Below are 17923 nucleotides of genomic sequence, written 5' to 3'. Positions count from 1 at the left end.
CTGCGGTGTGAAGCATAGTTTCATGACGGAAATGTGGAAGATGTGGTTGGGTTGCGTCGGGGGCCAAGCACGTTCCATGCCCTGCCGGGCGGGTGGCTGGATGCCCCTCTGATCCCGCACGGAAACGGCCCCGGAGTCTCTCCGGAGCCGTGTTGTTGCACATATGACGCGGATCAGTCCGCCGTCAGCAGAGGCGGCGATTCCTTCGTCAGCCGCGGCGTCGCGGGGCCCGAGATGTCGAAGACCGGCTTGTCGTCCTCGATCCGCACCCGGACCACGCCGCCCTTGGTCAGGCGGCCGAACAGCAGTTCCTCGGCCAGCGGCTTCTTGATGTGCTCCTGGATGACGCGGGCTAGCGGGCGGGCGCCCATCTTGTCGTCGTAGCCCTTGTCGGCCAGCCAGCCGCCGGCTTCCTCGGTCAGTTCGATATGCACGCCCCGGTCCATGAGTTGCGCCTCCAGCTGGAGGATGAACTTCTCGACCACCTGCACGATCACCTCGCGCGGCAGCGGCGCGAAGCTGATGATCGCGTCGAGCCGGTTGCGGAACTCGGGCGTGAAGGTGCGCTCGATCGCTTCGGTATCCTCGCCCTCGCGCCGGTCGCGGCCGAAGCCGATCGCCGCGCGGGCCTGATCCGCCGCGCCCGCGTTCGTGGTCATGATCAGGATCACGTTGCGGAAATCGACCTGCTTGCCGTTGTGGTCGGTCAGCTTGCCGTGGTCCATCACCTGCAGAAGGATGTTGAAGACATCGGGGTGCGCCTTTTCGATCTCGTCCAGCAGCAGGACGCTGTGCGGATGCTGGTCCACGCCGTCGGTCAGCAGCCCGCCCTGATCGAAGCCGACATAGCCGGGCGGGGCGCCGATCAGCCGGGAAACCGCGTGCTTCTCCATGTATTCCGACATGTCGAAGCGCAGCAGTTCCACCCCGAGCGTCGAGGCGAGCTGCTTTGCGACCTCGGTCTTGCCGACGCCGGTCGGACCCGCGAACAGGTAGTTGCCGATCGGCTTCTCGGGCTCGCGCAGCCCGGCGCGGGCCAGCTTGATCGACGACGCCAGCGCCTCGATCGCCTTGTCCTGCCCGAAGACCAGCCGCTTGAGCGTCCTTTCCAGATCGCGCAGCACCTCGGCGTCGTCCTTAGAGACGCTTTTCGGCGGGATGCGGGCGATCTTGGCGACCACCGCCTCGATTTCCTTGATGCCGATGGTCTTGCGGCGCTTGCTTTCGGCCACGAGATGCTGGGCCGCCCCCGCCTCGTCGATCACGTCGATGGCGCTGTCGGGCAGCTTGCGGTCGTTGATATAGCGCGAGGCGAGCTCCACCGCGGAGCGGATCGCGTCCGAGGTGTAGCGCAGCTCGTGATGCTTCTCGAAGCTGGGTTTCAGGCCCATCAGGATCTTGATGGCGTCCGGCACCGACGGCTCGTTCACGTCGATCTTCTGGAACCGGCGGCTCAGCGCGCGATCCTTCTCGAAATGCTGGCGGAACTCCTTGTAGGTGGTCGAGCCCATGCAGCGCAGCTTGCCCCCGGCCAGCGCCGGCTTCAGCAGGTTCGAGGCATCCATCGCCCCCCCGCTGGTCGCACCCGCGCCAATGACGGTGTGGATCTCGTCGATGAACAGGATCGCGTCGTCGTGCTCCTCAAGCTCCTTCACCACGGCCTTCAGGCGTTCCTCGAAGTCGCCGCGATAGCGGGTGCCGGCCAGCAGCGCGCCCATGTCGAGCGAATAGATCGTCGCGCCCGCCAGGATGTCGGGCGTCTCGCCGCGGATGATCTTGAGCGCGAGCCCCTCGGCGATGGCGGTCTTGCCGACGCCCGGATCGCCCACCAGCAGCGGGTTGTTCTTGCGGCGGCGGCACAGCACCTGGATGCAGCGCTCGACTTCGTCGGCGCGGCCGATCAGCGGGTCCACGTCGCCCTTTTTCGCCTTTTCGTTCAGGTCCACGCAGTATTTCGCCAGCGCCGAATCGTCCTTGCCGGGCTTGCCGGCCGAGGCTTCGGCCTGCTGTTCCTGATCGGCCCCCTGAACATGCCGGGGTTCGGAAAAGGAAGGATTCTTGGCGACGCCGTGGGCGATGAAGTTGACGGCGTCGTAGCGCGTCATCTCCAGCTCCTGCAGGAAGAAGGCGGCGTTCGATTCGCGTTCGGCGAAGATCGCGACCAGCACGTTGGCGCCCGTCACCTCTGCCCGGCCCGAGGACTGGACATGGATGGCGGCGCGCTGGATCACGCGCTGGAAGGCGGCGGTGGGCACGGCTTCCGAGCCGTCCACATCGGTGATCAGCGTCGAGAGGTCGTCGTCGATGTATTCCGTCAGCATCCGCCGCAATTCGTCCAGATCGACGTTGCAGGCCTGCATGACGTTGATGGCGTCAGGCTCCTCGGTCAGGGCGAGCAGCAGATGTTCGAGGGTGGCAAGCTCATGGCGATGCTGGTTGGCCAGCGACAGCGCGGCATGGATTGCCTGTTCCAGGGTCGTGGAGAAGGTCGGCACGGGCAGGCTCCTGTCAGTCGGCTGGCGGTCTGGATCGCGGTAAGCGGTCCACCTGTCCAGACTGTCATGGTAAGTTTAAGAATCTGTGGATCTGTGCGCAGTTCAAGGGGTAATCTGGCAAAGCCCCCTGAAATGCGCCGGGTTGATCCAGATGTGATCTTCGGGACCGCAATTTTCAAGCAGGACTGGGGCGCAATCCTGTGATCCGGCGGGGAGGATCAGCCCCGGAACTCGTCCTTCATTCTGCGCAGGCGGGCGAAGACCTCGGCGTCCCGGGCGCCCTTCATTCCCAGCGAGGCGGCAAGCTGCGGGGCGCGCAGGAACGGGTTGGTCCGCCGCTCGTCCTCCAGCGTCGCGGGCGAGCAGGGGCGCCGCCCGGCCTTCGTGTCCTCCAGCCGCTGGCGCAGGTCGCCGTTGTCGCCATCGACCGACAGCGCGAAGGCGCCGTTGCCCGCGCAGTAGTCGTGGCCCGAGCAGACCACCGTCTCGCCGGGCAGGGCGTTCAGGCGGCTGAGGCTGTTCCACATCTGGGCAGGTGTGCCCTCGAACAGCCGGCCGCAGCCGAGCGCCATCAGGCTGTCAGCGGTAAAGACCAGCCCCGCCTGCGGCAGATGATAGGCGACATGGCCGACGGTGTGGCCGGGAACGTCGATCACCGTCGCCTGCTCGCCGCAGAGATCGAAGCTTTCGTCGGGCCGCACGGCGCGGTCCAGCCTGGGCAGGCGGGCGGCATCTTCGGCGTTGCCGGTGACGCGGGCGCCGGTGGCGGCGACGATTTCGGGGACGGCCTGGATATGGTCGGCGTGGTGATGGGTCAGCAGGATTTCGTCCAGAGACCAGCCGCGGGCCTTCAGCTCGGCGAGGATCGGCGCGGCTTCCGGGGCGTCGATCAGCACCGTCTGTCCGCCGCCATGAACCAGATAGGCATAGTTGTCGCTCAGGCAGCGGATCGTCACCAGTTCGGCCATGTCGTGTCCTTTCGCTCGCTCGGCCTCAAGCTAGGCGAGGGCGGCGGCGGGTTCAAACGGCAAGCGAATTTTCCCTGCCAACCGCTTGACGCCGCACGGCTTGCGAGGCGTCCTGCTGCCATGCACCTCGATGTCATCGACCTGCGGCGATTCTATTACCAGCGGGCGCTGGGGCGGGTCGTCCAGCGCATCCTGCGGACCCGGATGGAGACCTTCTGGCCGCCCGAGGGCGTGACCGGCATGACCGTGGCCGGCTTCGGCTTCGCGGCACCGCTGCTGTGCCCGTATCTCGCGCCCGCGCGGCGCGTCACGGCGCTGATGCCCTGCCCGCAGGGGGTGATGGCGTGGCCGTCCGGCGGGCCGAACCGCGCCGCGCTCTGCGACGAGACGGCGTGGCCGCTGGATACCGGCAGCGTGGACCGGCTGGTGCTGCTGCACGGGCTGGAAGTGTCGGACCACCCGGCGGCGCTGCTGGCCGAGGCGTGGCGCGTTCTCGGCCCCGGCGGGCGGGTGCTGGTGATGGTGCCGAACCGTGCGGGGCTCTGGGCGCAGACCGATGCGACGCCGTTCGGCTTCGGGCGCAGCTACACGCGCGGCCAGATCGAGGCGCAGGCCCGCGCCGCGGGCTTCGTGATCGAGCGGGGGGTGGCGGCGCTTTATATCCCGCCATCGGACCGGCGCTTCTGGCTGAAAAGCGCGGAATGGTGGGAACGGGCGGGCAGCCGGATCGCCCAGGCCCTCGTCGCCGGGGTGCTGATTGTCGAATTGTCCAAGCAGGTCCACGCCCCGGTCGGGCCCGGCCTGCGGATCACCGTGCCCGGACCGCTCGACGTGCTGGAGGGAATCGCCCGCCCGCGCCCTGCCAGACCAGCGGGGCAGGGCGTCGGCAACGGGATCAGCCATGGCTCCCGGCGGCGCCCTGCGGGGGGCGATGCGGGAACGGATTGACCGTTGATTTCCGGCGGTTTGCCGCCCTTCGGGCGATCCCAGCCGCGGCGGTCGGGACTTTGGGCACCACCGCGCGAGTTTATGCGTTCCATGCAGTTGCACCCGGCGCGAAACTGCTGTTAGAGAGCCGCAGATTTCAGGGGCGTGCCGGCCAAAGGGCGTCCCACCGACCGCGCCTCGCGACTGACCGGCATGAACGCCGGCCCGGCCTGCGGGGCTTCGCGCAAACCAGAGGGGTGTCCGTGGCCAATACCGCTTCGATTTCCGCAAACATCGCCGGGCGGTACGCGCAGGCCGTCTTCGATCTGGCACGGGAGCAGGGCGATCTCGACGCGCTCGCCGGGCAGGTGGACGATCTGGGCCGCGCACTGGCGGAAAGCGAGGATCTGCGCACGCTGATCTCGTCGCCGCTCTATTCGCGCGAGGAGCAGGGAGCGGCCATCGGCGCCGTGGCCGACCGCATGGGGCTGTCGCCCGTCCTCGGCAACACGCTGCGGCTGATGGCGAGGAACAACCGCCTCTTCGCGCTGCCGCAACTGGTCCAGCGGCTCAAGTCGCTGATCGCCGAGGCGCGGGGCGAGGTCACGGCCGAGGTCGTCAGCGCCGCCGCGCTGACCGATGAACAGCAGCGCCGGCTGACCGAGACGCTGGCGCAGAAATCGGGCAAGACCATCAAGCTGGATGCCCGCGTCGATGAAAGCCTCATCGGCGGCATGATTGTCAGGCTGGGCTCGCAGATGATCGACAGTTCGATCCGCTCGAAGCTCGCTTCCCTCCAGAATGTGATGAAAGAGGTCCGCTAATGGCTATTCAGGCTGCCGAGATTTCGGCCATCCTCAAGGATCAGATCAGGAATTTCGGTCAGGACGCCGAGGTGGCCGAGGTCGGTCAGGTGCTGTCGGTGGGCGACGGCATCGCGCGTGTCTACGGTCTGGACAAGGTTCAGGCCGGCGAGATGGTCGAATTCCCCGGCGGCATCCGCGGCATGGTGCTGAACCTCGAAGTGGATAACGTCGGCATCGTGATCTTCGGCGACGACCGTTCGATCCGTGAAGGCGATACCGTCAAGCGCACCCGTTCCATCGTGGACGTGCCGGTGGGTCCGGCGCTGCTGGGCCGCGTCGTGGACGCGCTCGGCAACCCGATCGACGGCAAGGGTCCGATCGAGACGACCGAGCGTCGCGTGGCGGACGTCAAGGCCCCCGGCATCATGCCGCGCAAGTCGGTGCACGAGCCGATGGCGACCGGCCTCAAGTCCGTGGACGCGATGATCCCCGTCGGCCGCGGCCAGCGCGAACTGATCATCGGTGACCGTCAGACCGGCAAGACCGCGATCGCGATGGACACGATCCTCAACCAGAAGAACTACAACGGCCGCGAAGACGACGGCATGAAGACGCTGCACTGCTTCTATGTCGCCATCGGCCAGAAGCGGTCCACCGTCGCCCAGCTGGTCAAGAAGCTCGAAGAGACGGGCGCGATGGCCTACACGACCATCATCGCCGCGACCGCTTCCGAACCCGCGCCGATGCAGTATCTGGCCCCCTACGCCGCGACGGCGATGGCCGAATACTACCGCGACAACGGCATGGACGCGCTGATCATCTATGACGACCTGTCCAAGCAGGCCGTGGCCTACCGCCAGATGTCGCTGCTGCTGCGCCGTCCGCCGGGGCGTGAAGCCTATCCGGGCGACGTCTTCTACCTGCATTCCCGGCTGCTGGAGCGTTCGGCCAAGCTGAACGAGGAGCATGGCGCCGGCTCGCTGACCGCCCTGCCGATCATCGAGACGCAGGCGGGCGACGTGTCGGCCTATATCCCGACCAACGTGATCTCGATCACCGACGGCCAGATCTTCCTGGAAACCGACCTGTTCTTCCAGGGCATCCGCCCGGCCGTGAACACCGGCCTGTCGGTTTCCCGCGTGGGTTCGGCCGCGCAGACCAACGCGATGAAGTCGGTCGCCGGCCCGGTCAAGCTGGAACTGGCGCAGTATCGCGAGATGGCGGCCTTCGCGCAGTTCGGCTCGGACCTCGATGCAGCGACGCAGCGGCTGCTGAACCGCGGCGCGCGCCTGACCGAGCTGATGAAGCAGCCGCAATACTCGCCGCTGACCAACGCCGAGATCGTGGCGGTCATTTTCGCGGGCACCAAGGGTTATCTTGACGGCGTGCCGGTCGGAGAGGTCGGGCGCTGGGAAGCAGGGCTGATCAGCTTCCTGCGCAACCAGCACGCGGACGTTCTGGACTGGCTGACCCGCGACGATCCCAAGATCAAGGGCGAGGCGGAAAACCGGCTGAAATCGGTTCTGGACGCATACGCCAAGTCCTACGCCTGAAGGGGGGACGAGTAGATGCCCAGCCTCAAGGCACTCAAGAACCGGATCGGAAGCGTCAAGAACACGCGGAAGATCACCAAGGCGATGCAGATGGTCGCCGCCGCCAAGCTGCGCCGCGCGCAGGACGCGGCTGAGGCTGCGCGCCCCTACGCCGACCGCATGTCGGCCGTGATGGCGGGCCTGACCGCCGCCGCGGCCGGATCGCAGGACGCGCCGCGGCTGCTGGCCGGCACCGGCGCAGAGCAGCGGCACCTGCTGGTGGTCATGACGTCGGAGCGCGGCCTTGCTGGCGGCTTCAACAGCTCGATCGTCAAGCTGGCCCGCCAGCGCGCGGAAGAGCTGCGCGGGCAGGGCAAGGACGTCGCGATCATGACCGTCGGCAAGAAGGGCCGCGAACAGCTTCGCCGCGACCACGGCAAGAGCTTCGTCCACCATGTCGATCTGTCCGAGGTCAAGCGCGTCGGCTATGAGAACGCGCGCGACATCGCCGACGACATCCTCGACCGCTTCGAGGCGGGCGACTTCGACGTGGCGACGCTGTTCTACAGCCGCTTCGAATCCGTCATCAGCCAGGTCCCGACCGCCCGCCAGATCATCCCCGCGGTGGTCGAGGAGAACGACGAGATCGGCGGCGCCTCGGCCCTGTATGACTACGAGCCCGGAGAGGACGTGATCCTGACGGAACTCCTGCCGCGCTCGGTCGCGACCCAGGTCTTCGCGGCGCTGCTGGAAAACGCCGCGTCCGAGCAGGGCGCGCGGATGACGGCGATGGACAACGCGACGCGCAACGCGGGCGAGATGATCGACCGTCTGACGACGCAGTATAACCGGTCGCGTCAGGCCGCGATCACCACCGAACTGATCGAAATCATTGCGGGCGCCGAGGCGCTCTGACCGTAACGCAGGGGTAGATACATGGCAGCCACGGGCAAGATCACTCAGGTCATCGGCGCCGTCGTCGACGTGCAGTTCGACGATCAACTGCCGGCGATTCTGAACGCGCTGGAAACCGAGAACCACGGCAAGACGCTGGTTCTGGAAGTGGCCCAGCACCTGGGCGAGAACACCGTCCGCACCATCGCCATGGACGCGACCGAGGGTCTGGTCCGCGGCGCGGCCGTCACCGACACGGGCGGGCCGATCTCGGTTCCCGTGGGACCGGCGACGCTGGGCCGCATCCTGAACGTCGTTGGCGAGCCCGTGGACGAGCGTGGCCCGGTCGTGGCCGAGGAAACCCGCGCCATCCACCAACCCGCGCCTGAATTCGCGGCGCAGGCGACCAGTTCGGAAATCCTCGTGACCGGCATCAAGGTCATCGACCTGCTGGCCCCCTATTCCAAGGGCGGCAAGATCGGCCTGTTCGGCGGCGCGGGCGTCGGCAAGACGGTTCTCATCATGGAACTGATCAACAACATCGCCAAGGTGCACTCGGGCTATTCCGTGTTCGCCGGCGTGGGCGAGCGGACGCGCGAAGGCAACGACCTCTATCACGAGATGGTGGAATCGGGCGTCATCAAGGAGGACAACCTGCCGGAATCGCAGGTGGCACTGGTCTATGGCCAGATGAACGAGCCTCCGGGTGCGCGGATGCGCGTCGCGCTGACCGGCCTGACCATCGCGGAACAGTTCCGCGACTCGACCGGGACGGACGTGCTGTTCTTCGTGGACAATATCTTCCGCTTCACCCAGGCGGGCTCGGAAGTGTCGGCGCTGCTGGGCCGTATCCCGTCGGCCGTGGGCTACCAGCCGACGCTGGCGACCGACATGGGCCAGATGCAGGAGCGCATCACCTCGACCAAGGCCGGCTCGATCACCTCGATCCAGGCCGTCTATGTTCCGGCCGACGACCTCACCGACCCGGCCCCGGCCACGACCTTCGCCCACCTCGACGCTACGACCGTTCTGTCGCGCGCGATCTCGGAACTGGGCATCTACCCGGCCGTGGACCCGCTCGACTCGAACAGCCGGATCCTCGATCCGACCGTCGTGGGCGAGGAACATTATCAGGTGGCCCGCGACGTTCAGGGTATCCTGCAGAAATACAAGTCGCTGCAGGACATCATCGCCATCCTCGGGATGGACGAACTGTCGGAAGAGGACAAGCTGACCGTGGCCCGCGCCCGGAAGATCCAGCGCTTCCTGTCGCAGCCTTTCGACGTCGCCAAGGTCTTCACCGGCTCGGACGGCGTGCAGGTTCCGCTGGAAGACACGATCCGCTCGTTCAAGGCGGTCGTGGCCGGCGAATACGACCACCTGCCGGAAGCGGCCTTCTACATGGTCGGCGGCATCGAGGACGTGAAAGCCAAGGCGCAGCGCCTCGCCGCTGACGCGGCGTAAGGGGGCGACATGGCTGATACGATGCAGTTCGACCTCGTCTCGCCCGAGCGGAGCCTCGTCTCCGCTCAGGCGCGCGAGGTCCGCCTGCCGGGCAGCGAGGGCGACCTGACCGCGATGCCGGGCCACGCGCCGGCGATCGTCACGCTGCGGCCCGGAATCGTCACGGTGATCGACGGATCAGGCAACGCGACCGAGTTCGCCGTGACCGGCGGCTTTGCCGAGATCAACGGCGACAGCGTCAGCCTGCTGGCCGAGCGGAGCCACCGGCGCGACGAGATCACGCAGGATGTCTATAACGACATGCTGCGCGACGTGCACCGGCGCCACAAGGCGGCGGAAGGCAAGATCGACAATGAGGGCAACGACATGGTTGCCAGCGCCGCGAAGCTGCTGGGCGACATGCAGGCGCTCGGCACGCATATCGGGCTGGACCCGAACCATTCGACCGTTCCCGACTGATCCGCTGACAAGCTGATCTGCGGCGGCCCCATCCGGGGCCGTTCGCGTCTTGGGGGCTTTCGCCCCGATTAACCCCGCTTCCGAAATCAGCTTGATCGCTTTCCAGAACTGACGTGAGATGCGCCGTTGACATATGATCGTTACATTGAGGGGGATCGGTTGATCCGTTTCGGCGAATCGTCAGTCGGCGTCGCGCGGGGGGCGTTGCTGCTCTTTTCGGCGTTCGAGAATGGCGGCGAGATGTGGACCGGGTCGGGGCCCAGGCTGGTCCGGCAGCGCGTCACCTTCGGCGAAAGCTTCCTCAGCGAGCCGGTGGTCCATGTCTCGCTGGGCATGTGGGACATCGACGCAAGCGCCAACCAGCGCGTCGATATCGAGGCGGACCGGATCACCCCGGAAGGCTTCGACGTGGTGTTCCGCACCTGGGGCGATACCCGCGTGGCCCGTGTCCGCGCCGAGTGGCTGGCTTTCGGTCCGGTCCGGCATACCGACGATTTCGAGGTCTGAGGCCGCCGGCCCAACTCAGGCGCGGTCGAGATTGGCGGCGATCAGCCCCGCCACCTCGGCTGGATGGGTCAGCGGCAGCATGTGTGAGGCCCCCGGCACCGTTGCCCGGCCGACATCCGCCAGCCGCTCGGCCAGCGCATCGACGATCAGCGCCATTTCGGGCGGCGAGTCGCTTCCGGCGATCAGCATCACCGGCGCGTCGATTGCCTCCAGCCCGCCGTCGCGCAGGATCCGGGCGGTGTCGTGGGCCAGGGCGTCGTTGCTGTCCAGCACCAGTTCGATCTGTCGCGCCAGCGTCGGATGGACGGTTTTCGGCATTGCGGGCAGTCCCCCTGCGCCCCCCCAGCGGTCGAGGAACCCGGCCACCGCATCCATGCTTCGCCCCTCGGCGATGAGCGCGCGCAGCAGCGCCACCCGCGCGTCTCGCTCCGGGTGGTCCGACGGCAGCGCGGCGAACAGGACCGGCTCGATCAGGGTGAGGCTCCGCACCGCCTCGGGCGCGCCGACGGCGATCCGCAGGGCGACCGTGGCGCCGATGGAGTGGCCGATCAGGTCCAGCGGCCGGTCGATCATGCCCGCTGCGATCCGCGTGACGGCGGTGTGGAAATCGACGCCGGGTTGCGCCTCCCAAGCGGGGCTGCGCCCGTGGCCCGGCATGTCGAAGCCGCGCAGGTCGATGCGGCTGCCCAGCCGGTCGGCGATGGGCCGCCAGTAGGAACTCGTCCCCATCATGCAGTGCAGCGCCAGCGCCGGCCGCGCCGGATCGCCCGGCCAGTAACGGACGTGAACGTCGTTCACAGCGTCGCCAGATGCCGGTCGAGGAAATCCAGCCGGTCCTGGCCGAAGAACTTCTGCCCGCTCTCCCGCACGACATAGAAGGGCGAGCCGAACACCCCGGCCTCGACCGCGCGTTCAAGGTTGCGGCCATATTCCTCGGCGCCGACGAACAGCCCCCGGTCGGCGATGGCCGGATCGAAGCCCGAAGCCGTCAGCACGTCGCGGATCACCGCGTCATCGGCGATGTCGCGCCCTTCGGCGAACCGCGCCGACAGGAACCCGCGCACCAGCGCGCCGATGTCGCCCGCGCCCGCCTCCTGCGCGGCGATGATGGCATAGGAGGACGGCGCCATATTCGTCATGCCCACGTCCATCCGCAGCGGCATTCCCAGATGCTCGGCCCAACGCGGCAGTTCCTGCGCGCGGTAGTCCATCCGCGAGGCATGGCGATCGGCAGGCCGCACCCCGCCGGTGCGGTCGAAAAGCTGCAGGATGTCCAGCGGGCGATAGGTGACGGACGCCCCATGCCGCTGCGCCATCCGTTCCAGCCGGTCGCCCGCCAGATAGGCCCAGGGGCTGATGGTGCCGAAATAATAGTCGATCTGTGTCATGCGGCCCCCAACGTCGCGGTTTGCCGGGACGCTATCGCGGTGCTAATGCGGGCGCAACTCGCCCGATTCGATGCCAGACCCGGAGACTGCCGATGCCCGCCATGACCGAACCCAAGCTCATCGCGGGGAACGCCAACCGCCCGCTGGCGCTCGCCATCGCGCGGCGGATGTCGATGCATCGCGGCATGAACGTGGCCCCGGTCGATGCGCGGGTCGAGCGGTTCAACGACCAGGAAATCTTCGTCGAGGTGTATGAGAACGTCCGCGGCGAGGACATGTTCATCATCCAGCCGACCTCGAACCCGGCCAACGACAACCTGATGGAGCTGCTGATCATCACCGACGCGCTGCGCCGGTCCAGCGCGGCCCGGATCACGGCGGTGATTCCCTATTTCGGTTATGCCCGGCAGGACCGCCGCGCCAAGGCCCGCACCCCGATCAGCGCGAAACTCGTGGCGAACCTGCTGACCGAGGCGGGCGTGGATCGGGTGCTGACGCTGGACCTGCACGCGACCCAGATCCAAGGGTTCTTCGACATCCCGGTGGACAACCTCTACGCCGCGCCGATCTTCTCGCTGGACATCCAGCATCATTTCAAGGGCCGCATGGACGATCTGATGATCGTCTCGCCCGATGTCGGCGGCGTGGGCCGGGCGCGTGAGATCGCGGCGCGGATCAACGCGCCCATGGCGATCGTGGACAAGCGGCGCGAGAAGGCGGGCGAGATCGCCGACATGACGGTGATCGGTGATGTCGAAGGCAAGACCTGCATCATCGTGGACGACATCTGCGATACGGCGGGGACGCTGGTGAAGGCCGCGCAGCTTCTGATCGACCACGGCGCGACCGAGGTTCACGCCTACATCACCCACGGCGTCCTCTCCGGCCCGGCGGTCGAGCGGATCGAGAACTCGATCATGAAGACGCTGGTCGTCACCGATTCGATCTTTCAGCCCGACCATGTGCGCGAGGCGCGCAACATCCGCGTCGTGCCCACCGCGCCGCTTTTCGCGCAGGCGATCATGTCGATCTGGAACGGCACTTCGGTCTCGTCGCTGTTCGAGCTCGAGACGCTGCAGCCGGTCTACGAGGGGATGTATTCGGCCCTCTGACCCTCAGTCGTCGGCGGCGAGGACCACGAGGCGCAGGATGATGGCCGGCAAGCGGCCATCATCCCATGCGGAGGCGATCGCGCCCTCGCTGAAGCGCTCGATGCGCATGATGGCGGTGACGATCCACTGAAGCTCCTCGAGCGTGGCGCCCGTCAGCCGAGCACGGTCGGCCGCCATCAGCCGCCGTCCTTCGTCGGTCTGCATCCATGCGGACCAGTCGAACGACACGACCAGCCCGTGATCGTAGGCGGCCTTGTGAAAGTCGCTCAACATCGGCGAGAACTCGAACCAGGGCATCTGGATCGCACCCTCGGCGTCGCGCTCACCGCCGCGCCATTCTCCGGCAGGCTCGTCCAGCCGGTCCGCGAAAGCGGCCAGCGCAAGCAGATCGTCGGGGGTCACAGCGCCCGCCATCCGATATCGCGGCGATAGAAGCCCTCCGGCCAGTCCACCGCCTCGGCAAGCGCATAGGCGCGCGCCCGCGCCTCGGCCAGCGCCGCGCCGCGCCCGGTGGCGCTCAGCACTCGTCCGCCCGCGGCGACGATCCGCCCGCCCCGCTCGGCCGTTCCCGCATGGAACATCATCGAGGTCGAATCCTCCGGCAGCCCCTCCAGCCCGCCGATCACGCTGCCCTTGGCGTAATCGCCCGGATAGCCATCGGCGGCCAGCACCACCGTCAGCGCGTGATCGTCAGCCCAGTTGACGGAAACTTCGGCCAGCCGTCCCTCGGCGCAGGCGTGGATCAGGTCCAGCACCTGCCCGCCAAGGCGCATCATCAGCACCTGACACTCGGGATCGCCGAAGCGGACGTTGTATTCCACCAGCCGCGCCTGCCCGTCCCGGATCATCAGCCCGGCGTAAAGCACCCCCTGAAACGGCGTCCCGCGCCGCGCCATCTCGTCCACCGTCGGCTGTACGATCCGCGCCATCACCTCGCGCTGGATTTCGGGCGTCAGCACAGGGGCAGGGGAATAGGCCCCCATCCCCCCGGTATTCGGCCCGGTATCGCCCTCGCCCACCCGTTTGTGATCCTGCGCGGTGCCGATGGGCAGGCAGTTTTGGCCGTCCACGAGGATGAAGAAGCTGGCCTCCTCGCCCTCCATGAACTCCTCGATGACGACCTCGGCCCCGGCCGCGCCGAACGCGCCGCCGAACGCGGCGTCAACGGCGGCCAGCGCCTCGCCCTCGGTCATGGCGACGGTGACGCCCTTGCCGGCGGCGAGCCCGTCCGCCTTGACGACGATGGGTGCCCCGACCCGCGCGACATGGTCGCGGGCCGCGCCCGCATCGGTGAACCGCGCCCAGGCGGCGGTCGGCGCGCCGCAGGCGTCGCAGACTTCCTTGGTGAACGCCTTCGACGCCTCCAGCATCGCCGCGGCCCGAGACGGCCCGAATACCGAAATCCGCGCCGCCCGCAGAACGTCCGCGACGCCCGCAGCCAGCGGCGCTTCCGGCCCGATCACCACCAGATCGATCGCATGTTCCTCGCAGAACGCCACCACAGCGGCGCCATCCGTAATGGCAATATCCGCGCAGCGCGCGATTTCCGCGATCCCCGCATTTCCCGGCGCGACGATCAGCCGGTCGCATTTCGGATTCTGCCGGATCGCCCAGGCGAGCGCATGCTCGCGCCCGCCGCCGCCGAGGATCAGGATGTTCATGCGCCGCCCCTTCAACCAACCTGCGCCGCCTTTAGGCCGCAGCCGATACCGCGGCAAGCTCGCCGGTTCTTCTTCGCTCAAATATCCCGGGGTCCGGGGCAGCGCCCCGGCCGAAGCTTGCCTGCCGCGCGCCGCCGGTCCATCAAGCAGGGATGGACCTGTTCGAAGACGCCGCCCCCGGCAACGCCCCCGCTCTGTCCGTTTCCGAAATCTCCGGCGCCTTGAAGCGCGTGATCGAGGGCGAGTTCGCCCGCGTCCGCGTCCGCGGCGAGGTCGGGCGCGTGTCGCGGCCCGGCTCGGGGCATCTCTATTTCGACCTCAAGGACGACAACGCCTGCATCGCCTCCGTCTGCTGGAAGGGCACCGCCGCGCGGCTGAGCCACCGCCCCGAGGAGGGGATGGAGATCGTCGTCACCGGCCGCCTGACCACCTATCCCGGCCAGTCGAAATACCAGCTTCTGGTCGAGGATGTGGAGCCGGCCGGCCTCGGTGCGTTGATGGCGATGCTGGAACAGCGGCGCCGCAAGCTGGAAGCCGAGGGGCTGTTCCATCCCTCGCGCAAGCGCCCGATCCCCTATCTGCCGCGCGTGATCGCGGTCGTGACCTCGCCCTCGGGCGCGGTGATCCGCGACATCCTGCACCGGCTGCGCGACCGCTTTCCCAGCCGCGTGCTGATCTGGCCGGTGGCGGTCCAGGGCCGCGATTGCGCCCCGCAGGTCGCGGCGGCGGTGCGGGGGCTGAACGCACTGGCCCCGGGCGGGCGGGTGCCCCGGCCTGACCTCATCATCGTGGCGCGGGGCGGCGGCTCGGTCGAGGATCTGTGGGGCTTCAACGACGAGGATGTGGTCCGCGCCGTGGCCGTGGGCACGATTCCCCTTATCTCGGCCGTGGGTCATGAGACCGATACGACGCTGATCGACCACGCCGCCGACCTGCGCGCGCCGACCCCGACGGCGGCGGCGGAACTGGCCGTGCCGGTGCGGGCCGAGCTACTGACCCGGATGGCCGAGGCGCAGTTGCGGATGATGCGCGCGGCGGAAAAGCGCGGCGCGGTCTCGCGCCAGCGGCTCGGGGATCTCTCGCGCGGTCTCGGGCGGCCGCAGGCGCTGACCGAGTCGGCGCGGCAGCGGTTCGACCTGACCGCGCCCCGGCTGGAACGGGCGCTGCGCGGCTTCGTGCGCGACCGGCGGCAGGCCATCACGGCGCTGGACCTGCCGATCTTCGCGCTGCGCGATTTCACCCGCAAGACGCGGGGCCGGTTCGATCTGCTGGCCGCGCGGCTGCCCGCCGCGTCGGGACGCGATCTGGCGGGCAAGCGGCGGCGGCTGGACCTGACCCCGCGCGGAAGCCTGCGCCGCCCGGTGGCCGAGGCGCGGCGGCAGCTTGCCAGCGCCGCGCCCCGGCTGGATGCGGCGGCGCTGCGGACGCGACGCTTGCAGGAGGAGCGGCTCGCCGCGCTTTCCCGCAGGCTCGACGGGGCGCGGGCGCGGACGCTGGCGGATGCGCGGCGGTCCGTGAGTGATCGCCGCAACCTGCTCGACGGGCTGTCCAATCGCCTTCGCCAGATCGCCCCGCGCCTCACCGCCGAGCGATGGAGGGCGCTCGACCGGCTCGACCGGCTGCGGCAGACGCTCGGCCATGCGGAAACGCTCAAGCGGGGCTTCGCGGTCGTGCGCGGGGCCGATGGGGATGTGATCACATCCGCCGCCGCCGCCGCGCCCGTGCCCCGGCTAGTTTTGGAGTTTCACGACGGCTCGGTCGCCGTTCGCCCGGAAACCGCGCCGGGCCGCAAGCGGGCGGACAAGGACGGCGGGCAGAAGTCGCTGTTCTAGCGCGGCTCCAGCGCATCCTTGGGGCGCATCGTCAGCCAGATCAGCGCCCCGCCGGCGAGGATCAGCAGTGGCAGCATGGCGAGGTTCACCGCCTCCCATCCCGCCTGGGCGCTGCCGCCCGAGCAGTTCATCAGCCCGCCCGAGGCGAGCGAGGCGACGAACACCCCCCCGAACACCACGGCGTCGTTGATGCCCTGCACGCGCGCCCGCTCGGCCGGGGAATGCGCCGCCGTCAGCATCGCGGTCGCGCCGATGAAGCCGAAGTTCCAGCCCAGCCCCAGCAGGACGAGGGCGAGGTAGAACTGCCCCAGCTCGACCCCGCTCATCGCGGCGGCGCTGGAGAGGGCCAGGATCACGAGCCCGGCAGCGACGATGCGCGAGGCGCCGAAGCGGTTGATGAGCCAGCCGGTGAAGAAGGACGGCAGGAACATGGCGACAACATGGGCCGAGACGATATTCGCGGCGTCCCCCGCGCTGAAGCCGCAGCCGACCACGGCAAGGGGAGTCGAGGTCATCACCAGGTTCATCAGCGCATAGCTGACCGTGCCGCAGATCATCGCGACGGTGATTTCGGGCGTGCGAAGCAGCTCGCCCAGGCTGCGGCCCTGCGGGGCGCCGGTCCGCGCGGCGAGGGACGGCGCGGGGCTGTCCAGCAGCGCGAAGAGCAGCGGCCCGGCGAGGTTCAGCGCCGCAATGGCGGCGAAGGTGGCCATGAAGGGGACCGCCGTCGCCTCGGTCGTGGCGCGGACCAGCATGGGGCCGAGCAGCGCGGCCACCAGCCCGCCGCCCAGCACCCAGCCGATGGCGCGGGGCTGCAGGTCGGGCGGCGCGGCATCGGTCGCGGCGAAGCGATAGAAACCCTGCGCGGCCATGTAGACGCCGGTCAGGCCGGTCCCGGCGGTGAACAGCCAGAAGGACCCGGCGTAAAGCCCCGCCGCCGCCAGCCCCGCCCCGGCAGCGGCGATCAGGCAGGCGAGCGTGAAGCCCGCCCGCCGGCCCCGCCGCGCCATCAGTCCCGACAGCGGCCGCGCGGAGAGCGCCGAGCCGAGGATCACCGCAGAGATCGGCAGCGTGGCGATGCAGGGATTGGGCGCGAGCATCTGCCCGGCCAGCCCGCCGGTGATGAAGATCATCGACATCTGCGCGCCGAGGACGCCCTGCGCGGCGACCAGCACCCAGATGTTGCGCCAGGCGCGGCGCATGTCATAGGCGGCGCTGGTCACTGCCCGAGCTTCGCCGCCGCACGGGCGCGGGCCTCGATGGCGGGCCAGTCGCGGGCGCGCTGGTCGGCCTCGGGGGCGATCCAGCTGCCGCCGACGCAGGGGACGTTCGGCAGCGCGAGGTAGCGGGGGGCGTTCTCCACCGTGATCCCTCCGGTCGGGCAGAAGGACAGCTGCGGCAGCGGGCCGTGCAGCGCTTTCAGCAGCGCCGCGCCGCCGATTGCCTCGGCCGGAAACAGCTTGAGCATGTCGTAGCCGAGATCGCGGGCCCGCATCGCCTCGGACGCGGTGGCCGCGCCGGGCAGAAGCGGCAGGCCCGCGTCCTCGGCCGCGCGGGCGATGGCGTCGGTCAGGCCGGGCGAGACGGCGAAGGTTGCGCCGGCATCCTTGCCGCGGGCGACATCATCGGCGCTCAGCACCGTGCCGGCGCCGACATGGGCGCCCTTCAGCCCCGACAGCGCCCGGATCGCGGGCAGGGCGGCGTCCGAGCGCAGCGTCACTTCCAGAACCGGCAGTCCGCCCGCGACCAGCGCTCGGCCCAGATCGGGCGCGGTGCCGGCGTCCGTGATCACAAGCACAGGGATCACGGGGGCGAGGGCGCAAAGCTGCCGCATCCGCGCCGATTGCGTCTCGGGGGGCATGGCGGTTCCTTTCCGGG

17 protein-coding genes are annotated in these 17923 nt (G+C 68.7%); 9 read left to right on the top strand and 8 right to left on the bottom strand.

Annotation, left to right across the window (positions count from 1 at the left end; all coding sequences use genetic code 11):
* Window positions 1–173 precede the first annotated feature (173 nt).
* Both clpA and gloB read right to left on the bottom strand, forming a co-directional pair.
* On the bottom strand, window positions 174–2495 hold the full coding sequence (gene clpA, locus KTN05_RS07000) for an ATP-dependent Clp protease ATP-binding subunit ClpA (protein ID WP_217328672.1): 2322 nt from the start codon (window positions 2493–2495) through the stop codon (window positions 174–176).
* Between the two features lie 218 nt (window positions 2496–2713).
* Entirely contained in the window at window positions 2714–3463 is a 750-nt protein-coding gene (gloB, locus tag KTN05_RS06995) for a hydroxyacylglutathione hydrolase (RefSeq protein ID WP_217328671.1), read from the bottom strand.
* Window positions 3464–3583: 120 nt separating this feature from the next.
* On the opposite strand from gloB, the gene KTN05_RS06990 reads away from it, so the two are divergent.
* From KTN05_RS06990 to KTN05_RS06960, 7 genes are all read left to right on the top strand, one after another.
* The gene (locus KTN05_RS06990) at window positions 3584–4411 is read left to right on the top strand and encodes a class I SAM-dependent methyltransferase (protein ID WP_217328670.1); all 828 of its coding nucleotides are present in this window, start codon (window positions 3584–3586) and stop codon (window positions 4409–4411) included.
* Between the two features lie 236 nt (window positions 4412–4647).
* Window positions 4648–5214 carry a F0F1 ATP synthase subunit delta gene (locus KTN05_RS06985; protein ID WP_217328774.1) on the top strand — a complete coding sequence of 189 codons (567 nt, stop codon included), beginning with the start codon at window positions 4648–4650 and terminating at the stop codon, window positions 5212–5214.
* On the top strand, window positions 5214–6749 hold the full coding sequence (gene atpA, locus KTN05_RS06980; RefSeq protein ID WP_217328669.1) for a F0F1 ATP synthase subunit alpha: 1536 nt from the start codon (window positions 5214–5216) through the stop codon (window positions 6747–6749). Before KTN05_RS06985 ends, atpA begins: the two co-directional genes overlap by 1 nt.
* Window positions 6750–6764: 15 nt before the next feature.
* A complete protein-coding gene (locus KTN05_RS06975) occupies window positions 6765–7643 on the top strand; it encodes a F0F1 ATP synthase subunit gamma (protein WP_217328668.1) in 879 nt (292 codons plus the stop codon).
* 21 nt (window positions 7644–7664) lie between these two features.
* Window positions 7665–9086, top strand: a complete 1422-nt coding sequence (gene atpD / locus KTN05_RS06970) for a F0F1 ATP synthase subunit beta (RefSeq protein WP_217328667.1) — start codon at window positions 7665–7667, stop codon at window positions 9084–9086.
* 9 nt (window positions 9087–9095) lie between these two features.
* Window positions 9096–9545 carry a F0F1 ATP synthase subunit epsilon gene (locus tag KTN05_RS06965; RefSeq protein WP_217328666.1) on the top strand — a complete coding sequence of 150 codons (450 nt, stop codon included), beginning with the start codon at window positions 9096–9098 and terminating at the stop codon, window positions 9543–9545.
* Window positions 9546–9704: 159 nt separating this feature from the next.
* Window positions 9705–10052 (top strand): H-type lectin domain-containing protein, encoded by a 348-nt coding sequence (locus tag KTN05_RS06960; protein WP_254368038.1) that lies wholly within the window; start codon window positions 9705–9707, stop codon window positions 10050–10052.
* Between the two features lie 15 nt (window positions 10053–10067).
* Here KTN05_RS06960 and KTN05_RS06955 read toward each other — a convergent pair whose 3' ends face one another.
* Together KTN05_RS06955 and KTN05_RS06950 are read right to left on the bottom strand one after the other, a co-directional pair.
* Complete coding sequence (locus tag KTN05_RS06955) at window positions 10068–10850, bottom strand: alpha/beta fold hydrolase (RefSeq protein ID WP_217328665.1); 783 nt, start codon at window positions 10848–10850, stop codon at window positions 10068–10070.
* A complete protein-coding gene (locus KTN05_RS06950) occupies window positions 10847–11440 on the bottom strand; it encodes a 2-hydroxychromene-2-carboxylate isomerase (RefSeq protein ID WP_217328664.1) in 594 nt (197 codons plus the stop codon). Before KTN05_RS06950 ends, KTN05_RS06955 begins: the two co-directional genes overlap by 4 nt.
* A gap of 92 nt (window positions 11441–11532) precedes the next feature.
* Here KTN05_RS06950 and KTN05_RS06945 point away from each other — a divergent pair, with 92 nt between their 5' ends.
* Complete coding sequence (locus KTN05_RS06945) at window positions 11533–12552, top strand: ribose-phosphate pyrophosphokinase (protein WP_305799896.1); 1020 nt, start codon at window positions 11533–11535, stop codon at window positions 12550–12552.
* Between the two features lie 3 nt (window positions 12553–12555).
* Here the strand turns inward: KTN05_RS06945 and KTN05_RS06940 are convergent, their stop codons facing one another.
* On the bottom strand, window positions 12556–12954 hold the full coding sequence (locus KTN05_RS06940; RefSeq protein WP_217328662.1) for a DUF6508 domain-containing protein: 399 nt from the start codon (window positions 12952–12954) through the stop codon (window positions 12556–12558).
* Complete coding sequence (purD, locus tag KTN05_RS06935) at window positions 12951–14213, bottom strand: phosphoribosylamine--glycine ligase (protein ID WP_217328661.1); 1263 nt, start codon at window positions 14211–14213, stop codon at window positions 12951–12953. The genes KTN05_RS06940 and purD overlap by 4 nt, the downstream gene beginning before the upstream one ends.
* A 152-nt stretch (window positions 14214–14365) precedes the next feature.
* On the opposite strand from purD, the gene xseA reads away from it, so the two are divergent.
* A complete protein-coding gene (gene xseA, locus KTN05_RS06930; protein ID WP_217328660.1) occupies window positions 14366–16045 on the top strand; it encodes an exodeoxyribonuclease VII large subunit in 1680 nt (559 codons plus the stop codon).
* Here xseA and KTN05_RS06925 read toward each other — a convergent pair.
* Both KTN05_RS06925 and KTN05_RS06920 read right to left on the bottom strand, forming a co-directional pair.
* Complete coding sequence (locus KTN05_RS06925) at window positions 16042–17247, bottom strand: MFS transporter (RefSeq protein WP_217328772.1); 1206 nt, start codon at window positions 17245–17247, stop codon at window positions 16042–16044. The genes xseA and KTN05_RS06925 overlap by 4 nt on opposite strands.
* Window positions 17248–17264: 17 nt before the next feature.
* Window positions 17265–17906, bottom strand: a complete 642-nt coding sequence (locus tag KTN05_RS06920) for a bifunctional 4-hydroxy-2-oxoglutarate aldolase/2-dehydro-3-deoxy-phosphogluconate aldolase (protein WP_217328659.1) — start codon at window positions 17904–17906, stop codon at window positions 17265–17267.
* Window positions 17907–17923 lie beyond the last annotated feature (17 nt).

The organism is Paracoccus sp. Z118 (assembly GCF_019061185.1).
Lineage (GTDB): Bacteria > Pseudomonadota > Alphaproteobacteria > Rhodobacterales > Rhodobacteraceae > Paracoccus.
This window is presented reverse-complemented; position numbering and strand designations above follow the sequence as displayed.

What these genes read in the sequence shown, in the direction of transcription:
- gloB (WP_217328671.1), bottom strand. Translation starts at nt 3,463, where the DNA reads ATGGCCGAACTGGTGACGATCCGCTGCCTGAGCGACAACTATGCCTAT.
- KTN05_RS06990 (WP_217328670.1), top strand. Translation starts at nt 3,584, where the DNA reads ATGCACCTCGATGTCATCGACCTGCGGCGATTCTATTACCAGCGGGCG.
- atpA (WP_217328669.1), top strand. Translation starts at nt 5,214, where the DNA reads ATGGCTATTCAGGCTGCCGAGATTTCGGCCATCCTCAAGGATCAGATC.
- KTN05_RS06975 (WP_217328668.1), top strand. Translation starts at nt 6,765, where the DNA reads ATGCCCAGCCTCAAGGCACTCAAGAACCGGATCGGAAGCGTCAAGAAC.
- atpD (WP_217328667.1), top strand. Translation starts at nt 7,665, where the DNA reads ATGGCAGCCACGGGCAAGATCACTCAGGTCATCGGCGCCGTCGTCGAC.
- KTN05_RS06965 (WP_217328666.1), top strand. Translation starts at nt 9,096, where the DNA reads ATGGCTGATACGATGCAGTTCGACCTCGTCTCGCCCGAGCGGAGCCTC.
- KTN05_RS06950 (WP_217328664.1), bottom strand. Translation starts at nt 11,440, where the DNA reads ATGACACAGATCGACTATTATTTCGGCACCATCAGCCCCTGGGCCTAT.
- KTN05_RS06945 (WP_305799896.1), top strand. Translation starts at nt 11,533, where the DNA reads ATGCCCGCCATGACCGAACCCAAGCTCATCGCGGGGAACGCCAACCGC.
- purD (WP_217328661.1), bottom strand. Translation starts at nt 14,213, where the DNA reads ATGAACATCCTGATCCTCGGCGGCGGCGGGCGCGAGCATGCGCTCGCC.
- xseA (WP_217328660.1), top strand. Translation starts at nt 14,366, where the DNA reads ATGGACCTGTTCGAAGACGCCGCCCCCGGCAACGCCCCCGCTCTGTCC.
- KTN05_RS06925 (WP_217328772.1), bottom strand. Translation starts at nt 17,247, where the DNA reads ATGCGCCGCGCCTGGCGCAACATCTGGGTGCTGGTCGCCGCGCAGGGC.
- KTN05_RS06920 (WP_217328659.1), bottom strand. Translation starts at nt 17,906, where the DNA reads ATGCCCCCCGAGACGCAATCGGCGCGGATGCGGCAGCTTTGCGCCCTC.